The organism is Streptococcus sp. 959, from assembly GCF_013277075.1.
GTDB lineage: Bacteria > Bacillota > Bacilli > Lactobacillales > Streptococcaceae > Streptococcus > Streptococcus pseudopneumoniae_C.
Genome location: NZ_VMMF01000013.1, coordinates 41781 through 59733, shown reverse-complemented (window position 1 = coordinate 59733; position 17953 = coordinate 41781). Strand labels below are relative to the sequence as shown.

18 protein-coding genes, 2 tRNA genes and 1 other annotated feature (1 of these 21 running past the window's edge) are annotated in these 17953 nt (G+C 41.6%); of the genes, 6 read left to right on the top strand and 14 right to left on the bottom strand.

All coding sequences use genetic code 11. From position 1 onward, the window contains the following. Positions 1 to 8 precede the first annotated feature (8 nt). From HT717_RS04545 to HT717_RS04530, 4 genes are all read right to left on the bottom strand, one after another. Positions 9 to 752: a 16S rRNA (uracil(1498)-N(3))-methyltransferase gene (locus tag HT717_RS04545; RefSeq protein WP_173304506.1), complete on the bottom strand. Its 744-nt coding sequence runs from the start codon at positions 750 to 752 to the stop codon at positions 9 to 11. A gap of 1 nt (position 753) precedes the next feature. Continuing rightward, a complete protein-coding gene (gene prmA, locus HT717_RS04540) occupies positions 754 to 1704 on the bottom strand; it encodes a 50S ribosomal protein L11 methyltransferase (RefSeq protein WP_173304505.1) in 951 nt (316 codons plus the stop codon). A 137-nt stretch (positions 1705 to 1841) separates the two neighbouring features. After that, on the bottom strand, positions 1842 to 2270 hold the full coding sequence (locus HT717_RS04535; RefSeq protein WP_173304503.1) for an NUDIX hydrolase: 429 nt from the start codon (positions 2268 to 2270) through the stop codon (positions 1842 to 1844). A gap of 9 nt (positions 2271 to 2279) precedes the next feature. Next, entirely contained in the window at positions 2280 to 2750 is a 471-nt protein-coding gene (locus HT717_RS04530; protein WP_000257127.1) for a DUF3013 family protein, read from the bottom strand. Between the two features lie 115 nt (positions 2751 to 2865). Here HT717_RS04530 and HT717_RS04525 point away from each other — a divergent pair, with 115 nt between their 5' ends. The 4 genes from HT717_RS04525 (at position 2866) to HT717_RS04510 (ending at position 5479) form a co-directional block, all read left to right on the top strand. Further along, entirely contained in the window at positions 2866 to 4137 is a 1272-nt protein-coding gene (locus tag HT717_RS04525; protein WP_173304501.1) for a replication-associated recombination protein A, read from the top strand. Between the two features lie 264 nt (positions 4138 to 4401). Beyond that, positions 4402 to 4474: transfer RNA gene (locus HT717_RS04520), tRNA-Lys, on the top strand. Positions 4475 to 4828: 354 nt separating this feature from the next. Next, positions 4829 to 5344, top strand: a complete 516-nt coding sequence (locus HT717_RS04515) for a DUF308 domain-containing protein (protein WP_000672738.1) — start codon at positions 4829 to 4831, stop codon at positions 5342 to 5344. Positions 5345 to 5406: 62 nt separating this feature from the next. Then, positions 5407 to 5479 (top strand) — tRNA-Lys (locus HT717_RS04510). Positions 5480 to 5616: 137 nt separating this feature from the next. Here HT717_RS04510 and HT717_RS04505 read toward each other — a convergent pair. Both HT717_RS04505 and HT717_RS04500 read right to left on the bottom strand, forming a co-directional pair. Next, a complete protein-coding gene (locus HT717_RS04505) occupies positions 5617 to 6705 on the bottom strand; it encodes an AI-2E family transporter (RefSeq protein WP_173304499.1) in 1089 nt (362 codons plus the stop codon). Positions 6706 to 6714: 9 nt separating this feature from the next. Then, on the bottom strand, positions 6715 to 8004 hold the full coding sequence (locus HT717_RS04500) for a DUF308 domain-containing protein (RefSeq protein WP_173304497.1): 1290 nt from the start codon (positions 8002 to 8004) through the stop codon (positions 6715 to 6717). An 802-nt stretch (positions 8005 to 8806) separates the two neighbouring features. Here HT717_RS04500 and HT717_RS04495 point away from each other — a divergent pair. Continuing rightward, positions 8807 to 9952 (top strand): low temperature requirement protein A, encoded by a 1146-nt coding sequence (locus tag HT717_RS04495; RefSeq protein WP_173304495.1) that lies wholly within the window; start codon positions 8807 to 8809, stop codon positions 9950 to 9952. A 433-nt stretch (positions 9953 to 10385) separates the two neighbouring features. Here the strand turns inward: HT717_RS04495 and HT717_RS04490 are convergent, their stop codons facing one another. Further along, positions 10386 to 10841, bottom strand: coding sequence for a GNAT family N-acetyltransferase (locus HT717_RS04490; protein WP_084927220.1), 456 nt, complete (start codon positions 10839 to 10841; stop codon positions 10386 to 10388). 69 nt (positions 10842 to 10910) lie between these two features. Between HT717_RS04490 and HT717_RS04485 the strand changes: the two genes are divergently transcribed. Next, positions 10911 to 11570, top strand: coding sequence for an A24 family peptidase (locus HT717_RS04485; RefSeq protein ID WP_024057881.1), 660 nt, complete (start codon positions 10911 to 10913; stop codon positions 11568 to 11570). On the opposite strand, the gene trpA is transcribed toward HT717_RS04485, so the two are convergent. Genes trpA through trpE form a run of 7 tightly spaced genes read right to left on the bottom strand, consistent with a single transcriptional unit; the run spans position 11542 to position 17801 of the window. Further along, the gene (gene trpA / locus HT717_RS04480; RefSeq protein WP_049516379.1) at positions 11542 to 12318 is read right to left on the bottom strand and encodes a tryptophan synthase subunit alpha; all 777 of its coding nucleotides are present in this window, start codon (positions 12316 to 12318) and stop codon (positions 11542 to 11544) included. The two genes, HT717_RS04485 and trpA, sit on opposite strands and share 29 nt — an antisense overlap. Continuing rightward, positions 12311 to 13534: a tryptophan synthase subunit beta gene (gene trpB, locus HT717_RS04475; protein ID WP_173304493.1), complete on the bottom strand. Its 1224-nt coding sequence runs from the start codon at positions 13532 to 13534 to the stop codon at positions 12311 to 12313. The genes trpA and trpB overlap by 8 nt, the downstream gene beginning before the upstream one ends. Then, a complete protein-coding gene (locus HT717_RS04470) occupies positions 13512 to 14111 on the bottom strand; it encodes a phosphoribosylanthranilate isomerase (RefSeq protein WP_173304491.1) in 600 nt (199 codons plus the stop codon). The genes trpB and HT717_RS04470 overlap by 23 nt, the downstream gene beginning before the upstream one ends. Beyond that, on the bottom strand, positions 14098 to 14865 hold the full coding sequence (trpC, locus tag HT717_RS04465) for an indole-3-glycerol phosphate synthase TrpC (protein WP_173304489.1): 768 nt from the start codon (positions 14863 to 14865) through the stop codon (positions 14098 to 14100). Before trpC ends, HT717_RS04470 begins: the two co-directional genes overlap by 14 nt. Next, complete coding sequence (trpD, locus tag HT717_RS04460; RefSeq protein ID WP_173304487.1) at positions 14862 to 15866, bottom strand: anthranilate phosphoribosyltransferase; 1005 nt, start codon at positions 15864 to 15866, stop codon at positions 14862 to 14864. The genes trpC and trpD overlap by 4 nt, the downstream gene beginning before the upstream one ends. A 10-nt stretch (positions 15867 to 15876) precedes the next feature. Next, positions 15877 to 16443 (bottom strand): aminodeoxychorismate/anthranilate synthase component II, encoded by a 567-nt coding sequence (locus HT717_RS04455; protein WP_125386827.1) that lies wholly within the window; start codon positions 16441 to 16443, stop codon positions 15877 to 15879. Then, complete coding sequence (gene trpE, locus HT717_RS04450; protein ID WP_140833826.1) at positions 16440 to 17801, bottom strand: anthranilate synthase component I; 1362 nt, start codon at positions 17799 to 17801, stop codon at positions 16440 to 16442. Before trpE ends, HT717_RS04455 begins: the two co-directional genes overlap by 4 nt. Positions 17802 to 17872: 71 nt before the next feature. After that, positions 17873 to 17953 (bottom strand) — a binding site (T-box leader); it runs 151 nt beyond the window's last position.

The window sequence follows — 17953 nt, the reverse complement described above, 5'->3', positions numbered from 1 at the left end:
TCTTCCTCTTATTTCTCTAATTCTAATAAAACACTAAGGGCTGATAAAGCGTAAAGTGGTGCTGTTTCTGCTCGCAAAATACGAGGACCTAGGCCTGCCAAAACGGCTCCCTTAGCTTCAAAACTTTCGATTTCTGCAGGTGAGAGACCGCCTTCTGAACCAAAGATAAAGAGCAGTTTTGCTCCTTTTTCAAGACCAGAGACCGCTTGCAAAAGTGCAGCGGCTTCTCCTTCTTTTGCCGACTCTTCATATGCCACTACGATAGAGTCAAACTGGTCAAACTGAGCTAGAAAATCTGCTTTTTTCTCGAAAAGCTGAATACTTGGAACAATATTACGCTTGCTTTGTTCTGCTGCTCCAAGGGCAATTTTTTCTAGTTTTTCAACCTTTTTATCCAATTTCTTGCCATCCCATTTGGCGACCGACCAATCGGCAGGAAAGGCCCAGATTTGACTGGCACCCAGTTCGGTTACTTTTTGAGTGATAAACTCCAGCTTGTCTCCCTTGGGAAAGCCAGATGCGATGGTCACCTGGATTGGTAATTCCACGTTGTCAGCTAACTTTTCAACCAACTCAAACTGACGATTTTCAACATCCAAGACGCGCGCCAAACGCTTGATACCATCATCAAAGACTAAGGTCACCTCATCATCTTCTTTCAAGCGCATAACCTGAAACATATGCTTGCTGGTTTCCTTGTCCTCGATGGTGACAGGAGAGACTGCACTCCCCTTGACAAAATACTGCTGCATGCTAGCCTCCAATCACACCTGAAATATCCTTGGTTTTCTTAAAGACACAGGCATTCCATTCCCCTTGAACCATGTGGGTTTCAAGGAAAAATCCAGCTGACTCAGCCGACTCGCGCACCATGTCCCACTTGTCCTTAATAATTCCACTCATGATGAGGTAGCCTTCATCCTTGACCAAGCGATAAGCATCATCCGTCAGATGAACGAGGATATCCGCCAAGATATTAGCCACAATCACATCTGCCTCAATCTCAACTCCCTTAAGCAAGTCTCCTGCTGCTACATGGATGTTTTCCATACCAGGGTTTAGCTCAATATTTTCTTGAGCGACTCGAACTGCTACATCATCCAGATCATAGGCGAAGATTTCCTTGGCACCTAGTAGTGAGCTAGCGATAGAAAGGACACCTGATCCAGTTCCCACATCGATTACCGTTTCTCCACCACGGAGAACCTGCTCCAAAGCAAAAAGGCTCATCTTAGTAGTTGGGTGGGTTCCTGTCCCGAAGGCCATACCAGGATCCAGCTTGATAATCTTTTCCCCAGCAGTCGCCTCATAGTCTGTCCAAGACGGCACGATAGTCAAGTCATGAGTAATTCGAGCTGGCTCATAGTATTTCTTCCAGTTGTCTGCCCAGTCTTCCTCAGCCAAGGCAGTCGTCCCCATTTTGACCTCTCCCAAATCCATAAAATCTTTCAATTCTGATATGCGAGCCTGCAAGTTCGCCTCAACCTCTTCCACATCCACCGTTTCAGGGTAATAGGCTGTCACAACGATTTCTTCTTGCTGCTCAACCTCTGGGAAAATCTCGCCGAAGCGGTCAACATTTCCCACATAGTCCATACTATCTTCGATCGCAACACCTTGCGCTCCCAGCTCAATCAAGAGATTGGAAACTAACTCCTCCCCCTCACGCTTAACTGTAACTTTTAACTCTTGCCATGTTTCCATATTTAAGATACCAAGCCCGTAAAACACAAAACCAAAATAGGAACTTCTCTGAAGACGCTTGTGTCTAAAAGAAGTTTATCTTTTTGGCACAGTGTTTAGGGCGGGTTCAGTTTAGAAATTTAACTGAACCATCCTTTCTAATCACTTACTTTTAAATAATCTTTTAATCTCTCTTGCAACTGAGGTACAACTTGACTGGAGCTAAGAAATTCCTCGACATTCATCAGCTGATAGCCCTGTCCTTCATCTCCAAAGGTGATACTGTCAAACTGATCCTGACTTAACTGACCGACTAGAAATACAGATTGTTTATCCGCAAAAAGCATACTTGGATAAACCTTACTCCAAAGCAGATAATCCTCAGTCAGATGAATTCCCAGTTCTTCATAAACTTCACGCGCCACGCACTCAAAAGGACTTTCATCACCTTCACGTCCACCGCCTGGAAGTTCCCACATGTTGGGCCAGGGAATGCTTGTCTTATCATCGCGTAAGATAGTCAGGAGCTTATCCCCACAAAACAAAGCAATCTTACAGCCTGTGAAATCAGAAATTTCTAGTTCCATGTCAAACTCCTAGTATCTCGGATAAGGATAAAACTCTCCCTCTTCCAAGCCGACTTTTCCTTCTTCAAAGACTTCTTGGTTCCATTCCATGACGAATTCTTCTGCTTCTGGGTCTTCCAAAAAGTCCATGAGGGCATCTAGTCCAACCTCGGCAGTATCTTTGAGGAATAGCGCAAAATAAGCTAAGAATTCGCGGGAAAATCCTTTTTTAGGCAAGTAAGGGATGACAGTCAAATAGTCTTCCTCATTGACTGTTGATTTAGCAGGATTGTAAAAAAGCACTGCTTCTTCAAAGAGGATATCTTCTGATGAAACCTCTCCGTCTTCATCCACCATCTCCACGCCTGCAGCATTTTGCGCTTCTAACAAAAAACTCACTTCAACCGCGTGGTTGCGCTTATCCCAACTAATCTCAAAGTCAAAAGGAAAATTCTTCTCCAACTCTTCCTCTAAAACATCTAAAAATCCGTATGTTGCCATTTTGTCCTCTTTCTATGCGACTCTTTAATCGCCCCGATTGCTCGGAAATATGCTAAAATAGATACTACCATCTTACCACATATACATCAGAAAATCCACGTTAGAAAGGACTGCTATGCCAGACAATCTCGCGCTTCGCATGCGCCCTAAAACCATCGACCAGGTCATCGGTCAGGAACATCTGGTCGGACAAGGAAAAATCATCCGCCGCATGGTAGAAGCCAACCGCCTGTCCTCCATGATTCTCTATGGCCCTCCGGGAATCGGCAAGACCAGTATTGCCTCTGCCATCGCAGGGACTACTAAGTATGCCTTTCGAACTTTCAATGCGACAGTAGATAGTAAAAAACGACTGCAAGAAATTGCGGAAGAGGCTAAATTCTCTGGTGGTCTCGTCCTATTACTAGACGAAATCCATCGTCTTGACAAAACCAAGCAAGACTTTCTTTTGCCACTCTTAGAAAGTGGTCTGGTCATCATGATTGGAGCTACAACTGAAAATCCTTTCTTCTCTGTCACTCCTGCCATTCGTAGCCGTGTTCAAATTTTTGAGTTGGAACCTCTGTCTAACCAAGACGTCAAAGAGGCCTTGCAGATAGCTCTAAGTAATCCTGAGCGTGGTTTTGATTTTCCAGTAGAACTAGATGAAGATGCGCTGGATTTCATCGCAACCTCTACAAACGGAGACCTGCGCTCCGCCTTTAACTCACTGGATTTGGCAGTTCTCTCTACCCCTGAGAATGACGAGGGCATACGCCATATCACTCTAGACATCATGGAAAATAGCCTGCAGCGGAGCTACATTACCATGGACAAGGATGGGGATGGACATTACGACGTACTCTCAGCCCTGCAAAAGTCCATACGAGGTTCGGATGTAGATGCCAGTCTCCACTACGCAGCACGCTTGATTGAGGCTGGTGATTTGCCTAGTCTCGCTCGTCGCTTGACTGTTATCGCCTATGAAGATATCGGTTTGGCCAATCCTGAAGCCCAGATTCATACCGTAACTGCTCTGGAAGCTGCCCAAAAGATCGGCTTCCCAGAAGCCCGCATTCTCATTGCTAATGTCGTGATTGATTTGGCCCTTTCTCCAAAATCCAACTCAGCCTATGTAGCTATGGATAAGGCACTTGCCGACCTCAAAACATCAGGGCACTTGCCTATTCCACGACATCTGCGTGATGGTCATTACAGTGGAAGCAAGGAACTGGGGAATGCCCAAGACTATCTCTATCCACACAACTATCCTGGAAATTGGATTAAACAAGACTATCTGCCAGAAAAAATTCGCAATCATCACTATTTCCAAGCAGAAGATACTGGTAAATATGAACGGGCTTTGGCTCAAAGAAAGGAAGCTATCGACCGTTTGCGAAAAATCTGAAATCCTTTTCAAAAAATTGAGCTTTCCTCTTGATTTTTTTTGAAAAAGTGGTATCATATAAACATAGAAACGCTGTGGTGTACGACTTCACACTTAAGTGTTGACCGACTATTTTTTGTATTATTAGGGAAACAAAAGTCTTCTAACAGCATGTAGGCCGTCTCACACGGAAACAGCTTCAGTTAGAGCGAGTTGCCCACCTGCTTAATTGCGCGGGTTCAATACAAACCGTGAAGTTTCGGCACCAATACAGCTTTTTTCTTTGCCTCCTTAGCTCAGCTGGCAGAGCAGCGGACTCTTAATCCGTGGGTCACAGGTTCGATCCCTGTAGGGGGCATCTAAATACAACAGGAAAAAGCCCTGTAAATCAAGGCTTTTTTTGCTTGTCTATAACTGATTTACCCCATCATTTGTCCCACATTTTAAATCTATCTTTTCTTTTTGAATCAAATTACATCTTTACAAATAGTGTAAAGCCAGTTACTTTTGCTTTGATGCCATACAATATTTTCATGTAGAGAAGACAAATTTTATCTTCTCTTTTTATTTTCAAAATAATAAAAACTGATTTTCTTTTCATAAATCAGACTGAAACTTCCAAATTTTCCATTTTGTTTATTGATATTTCCTCTAAAAAGGTGTATAATATTTTTATTATCAAACTATACTATACTATATAGGGGGTATTGAAATGAAATTTTCTAATCGTTTACTGCTATTCCTTGCAGGAGTTGTTTTTGTCCTTTTAGGACTTTTCCTATTTACACACCCAGTAGCTAATCTTGTTGCTTACAGCTGGTGGATTGCATTTGATTTACTGGTTTCTTCTATAGCAGCTCTTTTAGGCTATTTCTCTGCACCAAAAGAGCTTCGCTCACCTGTTTATCTTTTCCAAGGGTTTGTTAGTCTTCTCTTAGCTCTTTACCTCGTTGCTTATGGCTTTGTGACCCTGCCGGTCGTCATTCCAACTATTTTAGGAATTTGGTTAATTGTAGAAGCCATTATAGTTTTCTTTAAAGGCAATCGTCTGGGATTGATTTTCCCTATTATTGGCAACCATATCATGTGGGTAGCCTTGCTTGTATTTTTACTAGGTCTAGTGATTCTGTTCAATCCAGTGGCTACAGGTGTCTTTGTCGTTTATGTCATTGCCTTTTCATTTTTAGTTACTGGCTTCACCTACATTATTGAGGCCTTTCGTAAATAATCTAGTTGCCATTTTGGGCATATTAAAATAGCTGGGAAGTTACATTCTCAGCTTTTTCTGTTGCCTCCTTAGCTCAGTTGGTAGAGCAGTAGACTCTTAATCTATGGGGCGCAGGTTCGAGCCCTGCAGGGGGCATCTAAATCAACAGGAATAAGCCTTGAAACCAAGACTTTTTTGACGTCCAATAGCTTTTTGTAGAAAAGTATTTAAAAATAAAAGAGAAGAGAATCTCTCACTCTCTTCTCAGTATATCTTATTAAATTTAGTTTTTCTTAATCTAGCTGATTTTCCTTTGCAACGACAAATTCCTTAACCAATCGATAGATAACAGCAAATATCGGTGTAAAGAATATCATCCCAAGTAAGCCAAAGAGATTGCCTCCAATACTAGCAGCCGCAAGCGTGAAAATAGCTGGCAAACCAATAGACTGACCTACAACTCTAGGATAAATAAGGTTTCCTTCAATCAGCTGTATAACTTGATATAGAAGAAGAGAAAGTAAGGCTTGAGTAGGACTCACTGTGAAGATAAAAATCGCTCCCACAACACAAGCAATCATAGGCCCTACATAAGGAATGAACGATAGCACTCCTGCAAAGATACCTGTCATTACTCCATAGGGTATCCCAAACATGCTGTAACCAACCGCTATCATAACTCCTATGATAACTGCTTCAATCAGCTGACTCATCAAAAATTGGTCATAAGTCTCTAGTGCTACTTGTCCAATGTAAGTCAACTTTATCACCACCTTCTCTGGAAGAAAAACTTTTAGAAGTCGACTCGTCATCGCTGCCAAATGTTCCTTACTGGATAAAAATAAAAAGGTGAAGACTATAATCAAAAAGGCATTCATCAAACTTGAAAAAATATTGCCGATATTACTAGTCAGACCTGATAAAAAACCTATCAAAGCTTGGCTAATAGAACTAGATTGTCCCTGTATGCCTGATACGATAGTTGACAACATGTCTTTGGTTACAAATTCCGAGCTGCCTAGAAATTTCCCAAGTTGAGTAAGGACTGTTGAAAGGACTGTTCCCAGCTGACTAATAGTCTGAGCTAGGGTTGGCAGCACCAAAACCAAAAGAGCAATCACGATTAAGATAAGAGCTAGGAAAACAAGTACCATGGCAATCGGACGACGCAACTCTGCCTTTACCTTCAATTTAACTAAGTACTGTTCAATTTTTTTCATAGGAACATTAAGCACAAAAGCAATAACAGCACCATAAATCAAGGTTGATATTACATCAAAGAGAGAGATTGCTCCTGATATAAAGCTCGATGCATTCAGAATTACAAGAGCAACCAGCCCTATAAAAAGTATTAACGGGGTGTATTTTTTTACTAAGTTCATAAATTCTCCTTAATAAACATGTTTAGATACGACTATACTATTTGGTTTTTCAAACTCTCGATTAAGGTAGGCTTGGTAAGTTCCTGGAGCGATAAATCCTTTGGGTGAGAGGATATCGGTGCCAGCCTGACCGACTATGGTATCAGCCAAGAGCACACAGTTTGTAGATAAGACAAAGTAGGATTTAAACTTAGATTTGATAAATTTATAAAGTTCCCCATCTGTCTCATGTCTGATTTTATAAGCGTAGGTGTAGTCTTCCTTACCATCCCCTGTCATGATTTTATCTGCACTTGGCTCCCATGGAATCGTCAGTTGTTTCAATTCAGCCAACTTTTTCTGAACTGCTTTTTCCATTTCAGGCGTCAAATCTATCCCATAACCAAAAAGCGTTTTTTGACTCTCACGTTTACATAGGTCAATGTACTTGTCACGATCACAGAAATATAAGACACCATCTCCTACCATGCCAAATAAGGTCTCAGAAGACGGATCATAGTTGCCATAAGAAATAACACGGCCTTGATAGCAGATATCCACATGACCAATTGCCGAAAACAGAGAGGTCTCAGCTGTATGAACAAAAATTTCAAGCTCCGCTGTCTTACCAGACTTCACTATTCCAAGATGGATATCTTCTTCCTCATCAGCATTTTCCAGCATAAATTTGTTAACTTTTGCTAAAGTTCTTGCAGGGATGAGAGCGGCTAGGACAATAGGTAAGCTCATTCTTACACGACGTTTGAGATGGTTTTTCCCAATTTCCTCCTCAAACAAGAAACCATCACGGATATTGGACAGACCATAAAGGAAAAAATAAGCCCCTAAAACAAAGAGTTGAAAGACAGAATTTCCTGTAGAGGACAAAAGACTAGTCCCACCAAGAAAAACTAGTACGAGTCCATCTAGTAAGAGACGAAAACGAGGTCGAATTTTGTTTTTGCGGTAGAGAACATAGGTGACAAGGTTAATACTAGCATGAAAAATCTGATAAACTCCAATCACAAGAGCCAAAATATAAATCGGCACATCCGTCGCAAGATTGGAGCCAAGCAAATATCCCAGCACTAACAATTTAACCAGTGCAACTCCCAAGGTGTCCGTTGACTGACTTTTTTTGAAAATACGTAATACTAAATCTAAGACCGTTGCTATCCAAGCTAAAAACAGAACCAGTCGAATAACCTTTACTGGCAACCAAGTCCCCGTGACCATCAAGATGAGACCTAGCAGAACAAACAAGAACCCCTGAGCAAGTAATTTCTTACCTGTCAGACCTAAAGATAGAATTTTCGCCATATAAAAACCTTTCAACAATAAAAATTAAACACTCCGATTAAACTGACTAGTAAATAGCCAACACTACAAACAGCCTGTGCCAGCAACATATGGTGACTAGAAATGACTGTAGTAATGTCACCATCTTGTCTTATGCACTTCTAAAATTTGTTATATTGATTAGAAACCAGAGCTTATAAAAACTAGCTAAACTCGAGAGATAGACACAATTGCGACGAAAAAATGTATAACCAATTCAACTTGTTAAGGTAAGAAAGCATTATTTCCAATCTATTAATTATTCATCTATTACCTATTATGACACAATATTCCCTATAGTTCAACTTTTTACTTGTTTTTATATTACACGGACTAAAAAGTTTTCAACAGTTGATTGCATGTGTTTTAATAAGTTTTAACCTTTCTTGGTTAGATAAAAAAAGAACCATACAGTTTAGAATCTGTATGGTTTTTGCCCCACTTTTGTCCCATTTTTAAATCATGACATTGAAAATACCTAAAATCACTTATATTTCAATATTTTTAATTGCTCTCAATATGAAAGTCCTTTCCAAATCCCTGTAGGGGGCATCTAAATCAACAGGAAAAAGCCTTGATTTACAAGGCTTTTTTGTGTAGTCTTAGCACTAAAAACGATAGAAAAAGCGGCCCTTCTGTACTGACCCCAAAAGTTGGACAGAAAAAACCTAACTTTTGTGGCGCAGTTCATTAGCGCCACATAAAGTTATTTAAGCATCTCCTTTTCTCTCATTACCATTTTCTGTTATAATAAATTGTACTTCTAAAATAGAAAGGTCTTAAGATGACAACTCTTATTAAACATAAACGTGTAGAATTTTCAGAACTTTTTTATGACTTAGTTTTTGTTTTTGCAATTTCAAAAGTAACTACTTTAATCGACCATCTTCATAACGGTATTTTGACTTGGAATTCTTTCCTTGATTTTTTCATTGCTATTTTGGTTCTCATCGATTCCTGGATGATTCAAACCGATTATACCAATCGCTATGGAAAGAACTCTTTATTTAACATGGTAATCATGTTTATCAAAATGGGACTTTTACTCTTTATAGCCAATATGATTGGACCTGATTGGCAACAATATTTTCATTATCTCTGTTGGGCTATTGGTACATTAACCCTTACCTTATTTTTTCAATATTTGGTTGAATTTTTTAGAAAATCAACCGATGATGTTGAACGGGAAAGTATCAAAGATTTTCTATGGATAACAGGTCTAGGAAGTTTAGGAGTCTATCTAGCAGCTCTTCTTCCTATTTACGTTAGAGTCTATATCTTCTTTGCTAGTATTCTGTTTATCTTTATTATGCCAAGTATCTTGCTTAATAAAGATAAGCATTACCAGGTAAATCTCCCCCATTTAATCGAGCGCATCTCCCTTCTTGTCATTATTACGTTTGGAGAGATGATTACGAATCTAGCTAACTTCTTTACAATCGAGAATTTCTCGATTTATTCGGTTCTTTATCTCATTATTATGATTTCTCTGTTCTTGTTTTATTTTGGTCAATTCGACCATGCTATTGATGAAAAATCTAATCAAAAGGGACTATTTCTAATTTACAGTCACTATCCTATTTTCATTGGACTTATGATGATGACTGTATCGATGAGTTTTCTTCAGAATCCTGAAGCTAATCGTCTCTTTGCAACCAGCTTCTCTTATATCGGATTTGGCCTCTTTCAAGCTGCTGTCCTAGTAAATGGGCCCTATAACAAACACTATCTTCGCTATTCGAAAAGTTACTACTGTGTCCAAGCGACACTCTATCTGGCTGCCTTTATTCTCTCTTTAATCTTTGCTTCTAATCCTATAATAGTAGTGAGTATAACAACCATTTTAGCTCTAGCTATAGCCATTCATTTTATTTATTTTTATATGACACAGAATAAAAAATATTCCAAATCTAACTGGGAGTTATTTTAATGAGTTTATAACATTAAAAAGCTTTGGGAACCAAGGCTTTTTTTCATTAATTTGTTTTTCCATTTTATCCTCCGATTTGAACTCGCACTGACATTTATTTATAACAAAACTATATATCTAGAATAGCATAATCATTAGGTATTATAGGTTTTCAAACCAAATACGAGTCATTCGTTTTTGCCCCACTTTTGCCCCATTTTTAAATCCTGACATTGAAAACACCTAAAAGTATTTCCCTAAAATCAGCTATATTTCAACATTTTTGTTTATTTTCAATATGAAAAGTTCTTACAAATCCATGTAGGGGGCATCTAAATACAACAGGAAAAGCCTTGGAATCAAGGCTTTTTTGTATATCTCTTCTACTTTTGGTCAACAATGGATAAGTTAAGCAATATTTTTGTTCGCTTTCTTTATATTTGTAATTAAACGCCTATCTCCCCTTTTTCATGATGTATTTTCGTACAGGTGCTTCAACCATTTGAACGATTTCAAATCCTTCTTTTTGATAAAGGTGCTGGGCTGCTTGATTTGCTTCGAGGACATTTAAAGAAATACTACCTATGTCTCCATTTTCAAAGACCAAACTAACAAATTTCCTTAAAGCCTGCCTACCTAAGCCTTGTCCCTGTTTCTGGGGATTGATAAAAAAGCGTCCAATATGAAGATTGCTGTCTTCTTGCCTGATTTTCTGGATAACCCCCACAAACTCTTGTCCTTCAAAGATTGAAAAGATTCCTTCCAACTCTTGCAAGACTTGAAGGGTCAGTGGAAAAGGAATCTTTGGTCCCATCCATTGTTCCTGAAAATCTTTCCCCAGGGAGTTGGACCATTGGCATACGAGCTGAGCATTTTCTGTGCTCACATTTTCTTCAAAACGAATTATCATCTTTGCCTCACCATCTTATCTATGTTTCTCCATTATACTACTTCTCCCATTTTTTACGAATAGATAAGTATGATTGATTTTTATTTTTTTCTTGTCGGGAGCATTCTCGCTTCTTTTCTTGGTTTGGTCATTGACCGTTTTCCAGAGCAATCCATTATCCAACCTGCTAGTCACTGCGATTCCTGTCAGACTCGCTTGCGTCCCTTAGATTTGATTCCGATTCTCTCACAGGTCTTCAATCGCTTTCGCTGTCGCTACTGCAAGGCTACATATCCTGTCTGGTATGCCCTTTTTGAATTGGGCTTAGGACTCCTCTTTCTGGCTTGGTCTTGGGAATTGCTTTCCTTGGGGCAAGTCGTCCTAATCACCGCTGGTTTGACCTTGGGCATCTACGACTTTCGCCATCAGGAATATCCCTTACTAGTCTGGATGACTTTCCACCTAATCCTAATGGCCGGATCTGGCTGGAATCTGGTCATGGTCTTCTTCCTTGTCCTTGGAATTGTGGCTCATTTTATCAATATTCGCATGGGCGCAGGGGATTTCCTCTTTTTAGCTTCTTGCGCTCTCGTCTTTAGTGTAACGGAGTTACTGATCTTGATTCAGTCTGCTTCTGCGATGGGAATTCTAGCCTTTCTCCTACAAAAGAAAAAGGAAAGACTTCCTTTTGTGCCTTTCCTCTTACTTGCTACTTGTGTGATTATTTTTGGTAAGCTACTGCTTGTCTGATAAAGTCCTGAATCGGCTCTCCTTGGTGGAGAGCTTTTACGATTTTTGAACCGACGATAACGCCATCTGATACCGCATTGAAGCGTTCTACATCGGCTTGACTAGATACGCCAAAACCTGTCAAGACTGGGATATCGGCTACTTGATGCAGTTGTGCCAAGTGCTTGTCCAAGTCTGCACGGTAATTGCCTGATTTCCCTGTCACCCCATTGATGGCAACCGCATAGACGAATCCTTCTGCTCCTTCAATCAACTCTTTTTGACGCTCAAGTCCTGTTGTCAAACTAACTAGGGGAATCAAAGCGATGTCTGTATCTGCCAAATAAGGCTCCACAAAATTGGCATGCTCATGAGGAAGGTCTGGAATGATCAAGCCCTTAACCGCTGTATCTGCCAAATCTTTGACAAAGTTCTCCACACCGTACTGAAAGAGGGGGTTGAAGTAGGTCATGATGACAAGTGAAACCTCTGTTTCAATGGTTTTCAATGTTTCAACCAAAGCCTGGGTAGAGGTCCCGTGGGCTAAACTGCGCAAGCCAGCTTCTTCGATAACAGGTCCATCTGCAACAGGGTCTGAAAAGGGAATACCAACTTCAATAGCCGAAACACCCAAATCTTCTAAAAAGTGAATTGTTTCTCCGAGTCCATCCAAACCTTTCTCATGGTCTCCAGCCATGATATAGGGAACGAAAATTCCTTTTCCAGCTGCTTTTATAGCGTTTAATTTTTCTGTTAGTGTCTTAGGCATAAGTTTCTCCCTTCTTTACTGCATCTGCTTCCAAGCGGTCTTTGACTTGAACCACATCCTTGTCCCCACGACCTGATAGACAGACAATCATAGACTTTTCTGGTCCAAGTTCTTTGGCCAATTTCACTGCAAAGGCGATCGCATGGCTAGATTCCAAGGCTGGGATAATCCCTTCCACACGAGACAAGAGTTGAAATCCTTCCAAGGCTTCTTCGTCTGTCACAGGAACATAGCTGGCACGTTTGATATCGTGGTAGTGAGAATGCTCTGGACCGATACCAGGATAGTCCAAACCTGCTGAGATCGAGAAGGCTTCAAGAATTTGACCATGGGCATCTTGGAGCACATCCATGAGGGAACCGTGAAGGACACCCGGACGACCCTTGGTCAAGGTAGCTGCATGGTGCTCTGTATCCACACCAAGTCCAGCCGCTTCAGCCCCATACATGGCTACAGACTCATCTTCTACAAAGGGATGGAAGAGACCGATGGCATTAGAACCACCGCCAACACAGGCTACTAGGGCATCTGGTAAGTCTTGACCTGTCAAGTCACGGTACTGTTGTTTAGCTTCTCGTCCAATGACACTTTGGAAGTCACGAACGATTTCTGGGAAAGGATGAGGCCCCAAGGCAGAACCAAGGATATAGTGGGTATCATCAATATTAGCTACCCATGAACGAAGAGCTGCATTGACCGCATCCTTGAGCACGCGCGAACCATCTGTCACAGCCTCGACTTTGGCTCCCAAAAGCTCCATACGGAACACATTGAGGGCTTGACGTTTAACATCTTCCTCACCCATGTAGATAGTACATTCCATGTTAAAGAGGGCTGCAGCAGTTGCAGTTGCCACACCGTGCTGACCAGCACCTGTTTCAGCAATAATTTTCTTTTTACCCATGCGTTTAGCCAGAAGAACTTGTCCCAAGGCATTGTTAATCTTGTGGGCCCCTGTATGGTTAAGGTCTTCACGTTTAAGATAAATCTTGGCTCCGCCAATATACTGGGTCAAGTTTTTTGCGTAGTAAAGAGGAGTTTCACGCCCCACATACTGGCGCAAGAGTTGGTTTAATTCCTCTTGGAAACTTGGATCTGCCTGACTTTCACGGTAGGCCTTCTCCAACTCCAAAACTGCTGTCATCAATGTTTCTGGGACAAAACGTCCGCCGAATTTTCCGTAAAATCCATCTTTATTTGGTTCTTGATATGCCATTCTTTACCCTCTCTATAAACCTTCTAATCTTTTCATGATCTTTTTGTCCATCTGTCTCTACTCCGCTCGATACATCTACTGCATAGGGAGTAAAGTGTTGAATTGCTTTTACTACATTGTCTTCATTAAGCCCACCTGCGATAAAGAAGGACTGTGCTATTCCTGTCGTATCCAATTTCCCCCAGTCAAAGGTCTGGCCACTCCCAGCCACAGGGGCATCAAAGAGTAGATAATCTGCCTGAGAATTGGGGACATGCCCATTTCCATCTACCTGCACAGCCTGAATGCTGGCACAAGGTAAATCCTCAAACAAATCATCCGCCACCTGACCATGAACTTGAACCAAGTCCAAGCCAACTTTGTCAATGACTTCTAGCAATTCTGCCCGACTTGGTGAAACAAATACACCAACCCTTTTTACGTCTGAAGGAATAAGCTTTGCCAGCTCAGCAGCCTGATCCAAGGTCACCTGTCTTTTACTAGGTGCAAAGACAAAACCGATGTAGTCGGCTCCTGCTGAAACGGCTGTTTCTACCGCTTCTTTAGTAGATAATCCGCAAATTTTAACCTTTGTCAATCTGCAACTCCTTGATTCTCTGGGCCACATCTTCTGCCTGCATAAGAGCTGTCCCTACCAAAATTCCGTTAAAGTATGGTGCTACTCGTTTCGCATCCTGCCCTGTGAAAATAGCAGATTCAGAAATGTACAAGCAATCATCTTTGAAATGTTTAGCCAAATCTACACTGGTCTGCAAGTCAACTTCAAAGGTGGTCAAGTTGCGGTTATTGACACCGATAATTTGAGCTCCAAGGCGGTGAGCTACCTCTAGTTCAACTAGATTGTGAGTTTCCACCAAGACTTCCAGACCAAGCTCTGTCGCATAGTCATACAGTTCCTTGAGACGTTCTTCTGACAAGGCTGCCACAATGAGCAGGATGACTGTTGCACCTGCATTGCGAGCGCGGATGATTTGCTTTTCATCGATAATAAAATCCTTGTTAAGCGTCGGAATCTGTACCTGACTGGAAATCTCCCGCAGATAATCCAAATGTCCTTTAAAGAAAACTTCATCTGTCAGAACAGAAATCATCACTGCGCCATTCGCTTCATAAGTCTGGGCCTGTTGCACAATATCCACATCTAGATTGATATCTCCCAAACTAGGACTAGCCTTCTTGACTTCAGCGATTACCTGTAAACGGTCTTGGTGTTGTTTTAGATAGTCAGTCAAGCGATAGGTCTGGCGCAGAGGCTGGATTTCCTCCAGCTCCATCTGCTCGACCTCACGCGCCTTCTGCTCCAAGATTCGAGATAAAAATTCCTGACTCATTTTTGGTACTCCTGTAACAGTCTGAGTTTTTCAAGGGCCTTGCCACTAGCAATCACTTGACGAGCCAAGGCAACTCCGTCCTTGATATTATCTACCTTACCATTAGCATAGAAACCAAGACCAGCATTTAAAACTGTCGTTTCCAAGAATGGACTTGGTTCATTTTTAAGAACGCTAAGCAAAATTTCTGCATTTTCCTGAGCGTTGCCTCCACGAATATCTTCGATAGCGTAGCGTTCCATCCCTAGATCTTCTGGAATAAAGCTTGACAAGCTGATTTCGCCATTCTCAAGAAGTGCAATCTTGGTTGTTCCATTCAAACCAGCTTCGTCCAATCCTTCTGGACCAGCAACCACTATAGCACGTTTGCGACCCATATTTTTCAAAACCTGAGCTGTACTTTCTAGCAGTTCTGGACGACTAATACCAAGAAGCTGTGTTTCCAAAGCCATTGGGTGAATCAGGGGACCAGTCAAGTTCATAATCGTTGGAATTCCCAACTCCAAACGAGCTGGCATGATGTATTTCATAGCTGGGTGCATATTTTTAGCAAAGAGAAAGACGATGCCAGTTTTATCAAAGACCTTACCTAGTTCAGCTGGTTTGAGGTCTAGGTTGATGCCCAAGGCCTCTAGGACATCTGCAGAACCAGATTTAGAAGAAATCGAGCGGTTACCGTGTTTTGCCATGTGAACACCACCACCAGCCAAGACAAAGGTTGCAGTTGTCGAAATGTTAAAGCTGAAAGACTTATCCCCACCAGTACCACAGTTGTCCATGGCATCATGAATTTCAGTTGGAATATGTTGGGCATGCCCTCTCATGACTTGGGCAATGGCTGTGCGTTCTTCAGGTGTTTCCCCCTTCATCTTAAGAGCTAAGAGGAGAGAAGCAATCTGCGCCTCCGTTACACGCCCAGTTACGATACGCTCAATGACATCCGTCATTTCCACACCTGATAAATTTTCAAATTTTGCTAGTTTTTCAATAATCTCTTTCATCATAGTTTCCTCACTTTACAACCTTCTCAATAAAATTCCGAATAGAAGACAAGCCATCTGGCGTTCCAATGCTCTCTGGATGGTACTGGAAGCCATAAATTGGAAGTGTTTTGTGTTGAATCCCCATGATGGCTTGGTCATCAGTCGAACGAGCTGTCACTTCAAAGTTTTCTGGCATTTCTTCAATTAAAATACTGTGGTAACGCATGACCGCACGGCCATCCTCAATGCCTTGATACAAAACAGATGGCGCTTCAAAGCTGATATTGCTCTGTTTCCCATGCATGACTTTTGGAGCCAAACCTAACTTACCACCAAAGACTTCTGCAATGGCTTGGTGACCCAAACAAATCCCAAGAATCGGCTTCTTGCCAGCAAAATCACGAATCATGTCTTCCATCTTTCCAGCATCAACTGGCCAACCAGGACCAGGAGAAAAGACCAGACCATCTGCTTTTTCAGCTTCTTCATACAGCTTGGGATCATCATTTCTCAAGACCTGTACTTCTGCAAAGTTCCCAATATATTGGGCCAAGTTATAGGTAAAAGAATCATAGTTGTCAATCAATAAAATCATGGTCTTAGTTCTCCAATTCTAGTCATAGATTTAGCTTTGTTAATGGTTTCTTGGTATTCGTTTTGGGCGATAGAGTCATAGACAATCCCTGCCCCAGCCTGCACATAGGCTCTTTGATTTTTAAGAATCATAGTTCGGATGGCGATGGCCAAATCCATATCACCCGTCGCAGACAAGTAGCCGATTGCTCCTGCGTATACGCCACGTTTTTCTGTTTCCAGTTCATAGATGCGTCTCATGGCCCGAATCTTTGGTGCTCCTGAAACTGTTCCAGCAGGAAGTGTTGCTTTCAAGGCATCCATGGCGGTGAGTTCTGGAAGCAAACGCCCCTTGACCACACTGGTTAAATGCATGACGTAGCGGAAGAGCTCCACTTCCATATACTTGGTAACTTGGACACTTGCCGTTTCAGAGATGCGGCCAATATCGTTACGTCCCAAGTCTACTAACATCCGATGCTCTGCTGTTTCCTTCTCATCAGAAAGCAGGTCTGTCGCCAAAGCCTTGTCCTCTTCATCCGTTGCTCCTCTTGGTCGCGTCCCTGCAATCGGATTGGTTGTCACGATGCCATTTTTGACAGAAACCAAACTTTCTGGACTAGCACCGATGATTTGATAATCACCAAAGTCATAGAAATAAAGGTAATTAGATGGATTGGTCACGCGGAGATTTCTGTAGAAGTCAAAAGGATTTCCAGTAACCTCTGCTGAGAAACGCTGACTGAGCACACATTGAAACATGTCACCATTTCGAATCAAGTCACGAGCTGTTTCTACCATTTCCTCAAACTTCTGAGGAGCGATATGGGGTTTGAAGTCAAGTGGTGGTAAATCCAAGTCTGCAAATTCATTTGCTGCAGGAATACGTAATTCCTCAAGCACTTGGTTCAAGGCTTCTTCCAAGTCTTCTTGACTACGCTCACTATAGAGAGCATCCTCGATGACATGGATTTTCTCCTTCTTGTGGTCAAAGACCATGTAGCTCTCATAGACGAAGAAATGCATGTCTGGCGTTCCAATTGTATCTTGAGGAATTTGACCAATTTCTTCATAAAGCGAAATCATATCGTAACCAACAAAACCAATTGCCCCACCACCAAAAGGAAGGTCTGAATGGTGCTGGCTCTTATGAGTCACTTCATAAAGAAAATCCAAGGGATCACGATCAATCACTTGACCATTTTGATAAAGGACCCCATTTTCAAACTTAATCTCAAAAACTGGATTATAGGCTAGGATAGAAAAACGAGCTGTTTCCTTGTCTCTCGGAATACTCTCTAAGATAACCTTGTGTTGCCCCTTTAGGCGCATATAAGCCAAGATTGGTGATAAGACATCTCCATGAATGATTCGTTCCATTGTAATTTCCCTTTCAGTTCTAATTCTAGTTGGTGGCGACTGTATGAAAAATCCCCACGCAAAATAACTTGCGTGAGGACGAAATTCGCGGTGCCACCTCAATTATAGGATTTCTCCTATCTCTCATTCCTGTCTCAGATACCTCCTGTAAC

Bases quoted from the DNA above. Each gene is read 5' to 3' on its own strand.
- HT717_RS04545 (WP_173304506.1), bottom strand. From the start codon at position 752: ATGCAGCAGTATTTTGTCAAGGGGAGTGCAGTCTCTCCTGTCACCATC.
- prmA (WP_173304505.1), bottom strand. From the start codon at position 1,704: ATGGAAACATGGCAAGAGTTAAAAGTTACAGTTAAGCGTGAGGGGGAG.
- HT717_RS04535 (WP_173304503.1), bottom strand. From the start codon at position 2,270: ATGGAACTAGAAATTTCTGATTTCACAGGCTGTAAGATTGCTTTGTTT.
- HT717_RS04530 (WP_000257127.1), bottom strand. From the start codon at position 2,750: ATGGCAACATACGGATTTTTAGATGTTTTAGAGGAAGAGTTGGAGAAG.
- HT717_RS04525 (WP_173304501.1), top strand. From the start codon at position 2,866: ATGCCAGACAATCTCGCGCTTCGCATGCGCCCTAAAACCATCGACCAG.
- HT717_RS04515 (WP_000672738.1), top strand. From the start codon at position 4,829: ATGAAATTTTCTAATCGTTTACTGCTATTCCTTGCAGGAGTTGTTTTT.
- HT717_RS04505 (WP_173304499.1), bottom strand. From the start codon at position 6,705: ATGAACTTAGTAAAAAAATACACCCCGTTAATACTTTTTATAGGGCTG.
- HT717_RS04500 (WP_173304497.1), bottom strand. From the start codon at position 8,004: ATGGCGAAAATTCTATCTTTAGGTCTGACAGGTAAGAAATTACTTGCT.
- HT717_RS04495 (WP_173304495.1), top strand. From the start codon at position 8,807: ATGACAACTCTTATTAAACATAAACGTGTAGAATTTTCAGAACTTTTT.
- HT717_RS04490 (WP_084927220.1), bottom strand. From the start codon at position 10,841: ATGATAATTCGTTTTGAAGAAAATGTGAGCACAGAAAATGCTCAGCTC.
- HT717_RS04485 (WP_024057881.1), top strand. From the start codon at position 10,911: ATGATTGATTTTTATTTTTTTCTTGTCGGGAGCATTCTCGCTTCTTTT.
- trpA (WP_049516379.1), bottom strand. From the start codon at position 12,318: ATGCCTAAGACACTAACAGAAAAATTAAACGCTATAAAAGCAGCTGGA.
- trpB (WP_173304493.1), bottom strand. From the start codon at position 13,534: ATGGCATATCAAGAACCAAATAAAGATGGATTTTACGGAAAATTCGGC.
- trpC (WP_173304489.1), bottom strand. From the start codon at position 14,865: ATGAGTCAGGAATTTTTATCTCGAATCTTGGAGCAGAAGGCGCGTGAG.
- trpD (WP_173304487.1), bottom strand. From the start codon at position 15,866: ATGAAAGAGATTATTGAAAAACTAGCAAAATTTGAAAATTTATCAGGT.
- HT717_RS04455 (WP_125386827.1), bottom strand. From the start codon at position 16,443: ATGATTTTATTGATTGACAACTATGATTCTTTTACCTATAACTTGGCC.
- trpE (WP_140833826.1), bottom strand. From the start codon at position 17,801: ATGGAACGAATCATTCATGGAGATGTCTTATCACCAATCTTGGCTTAT.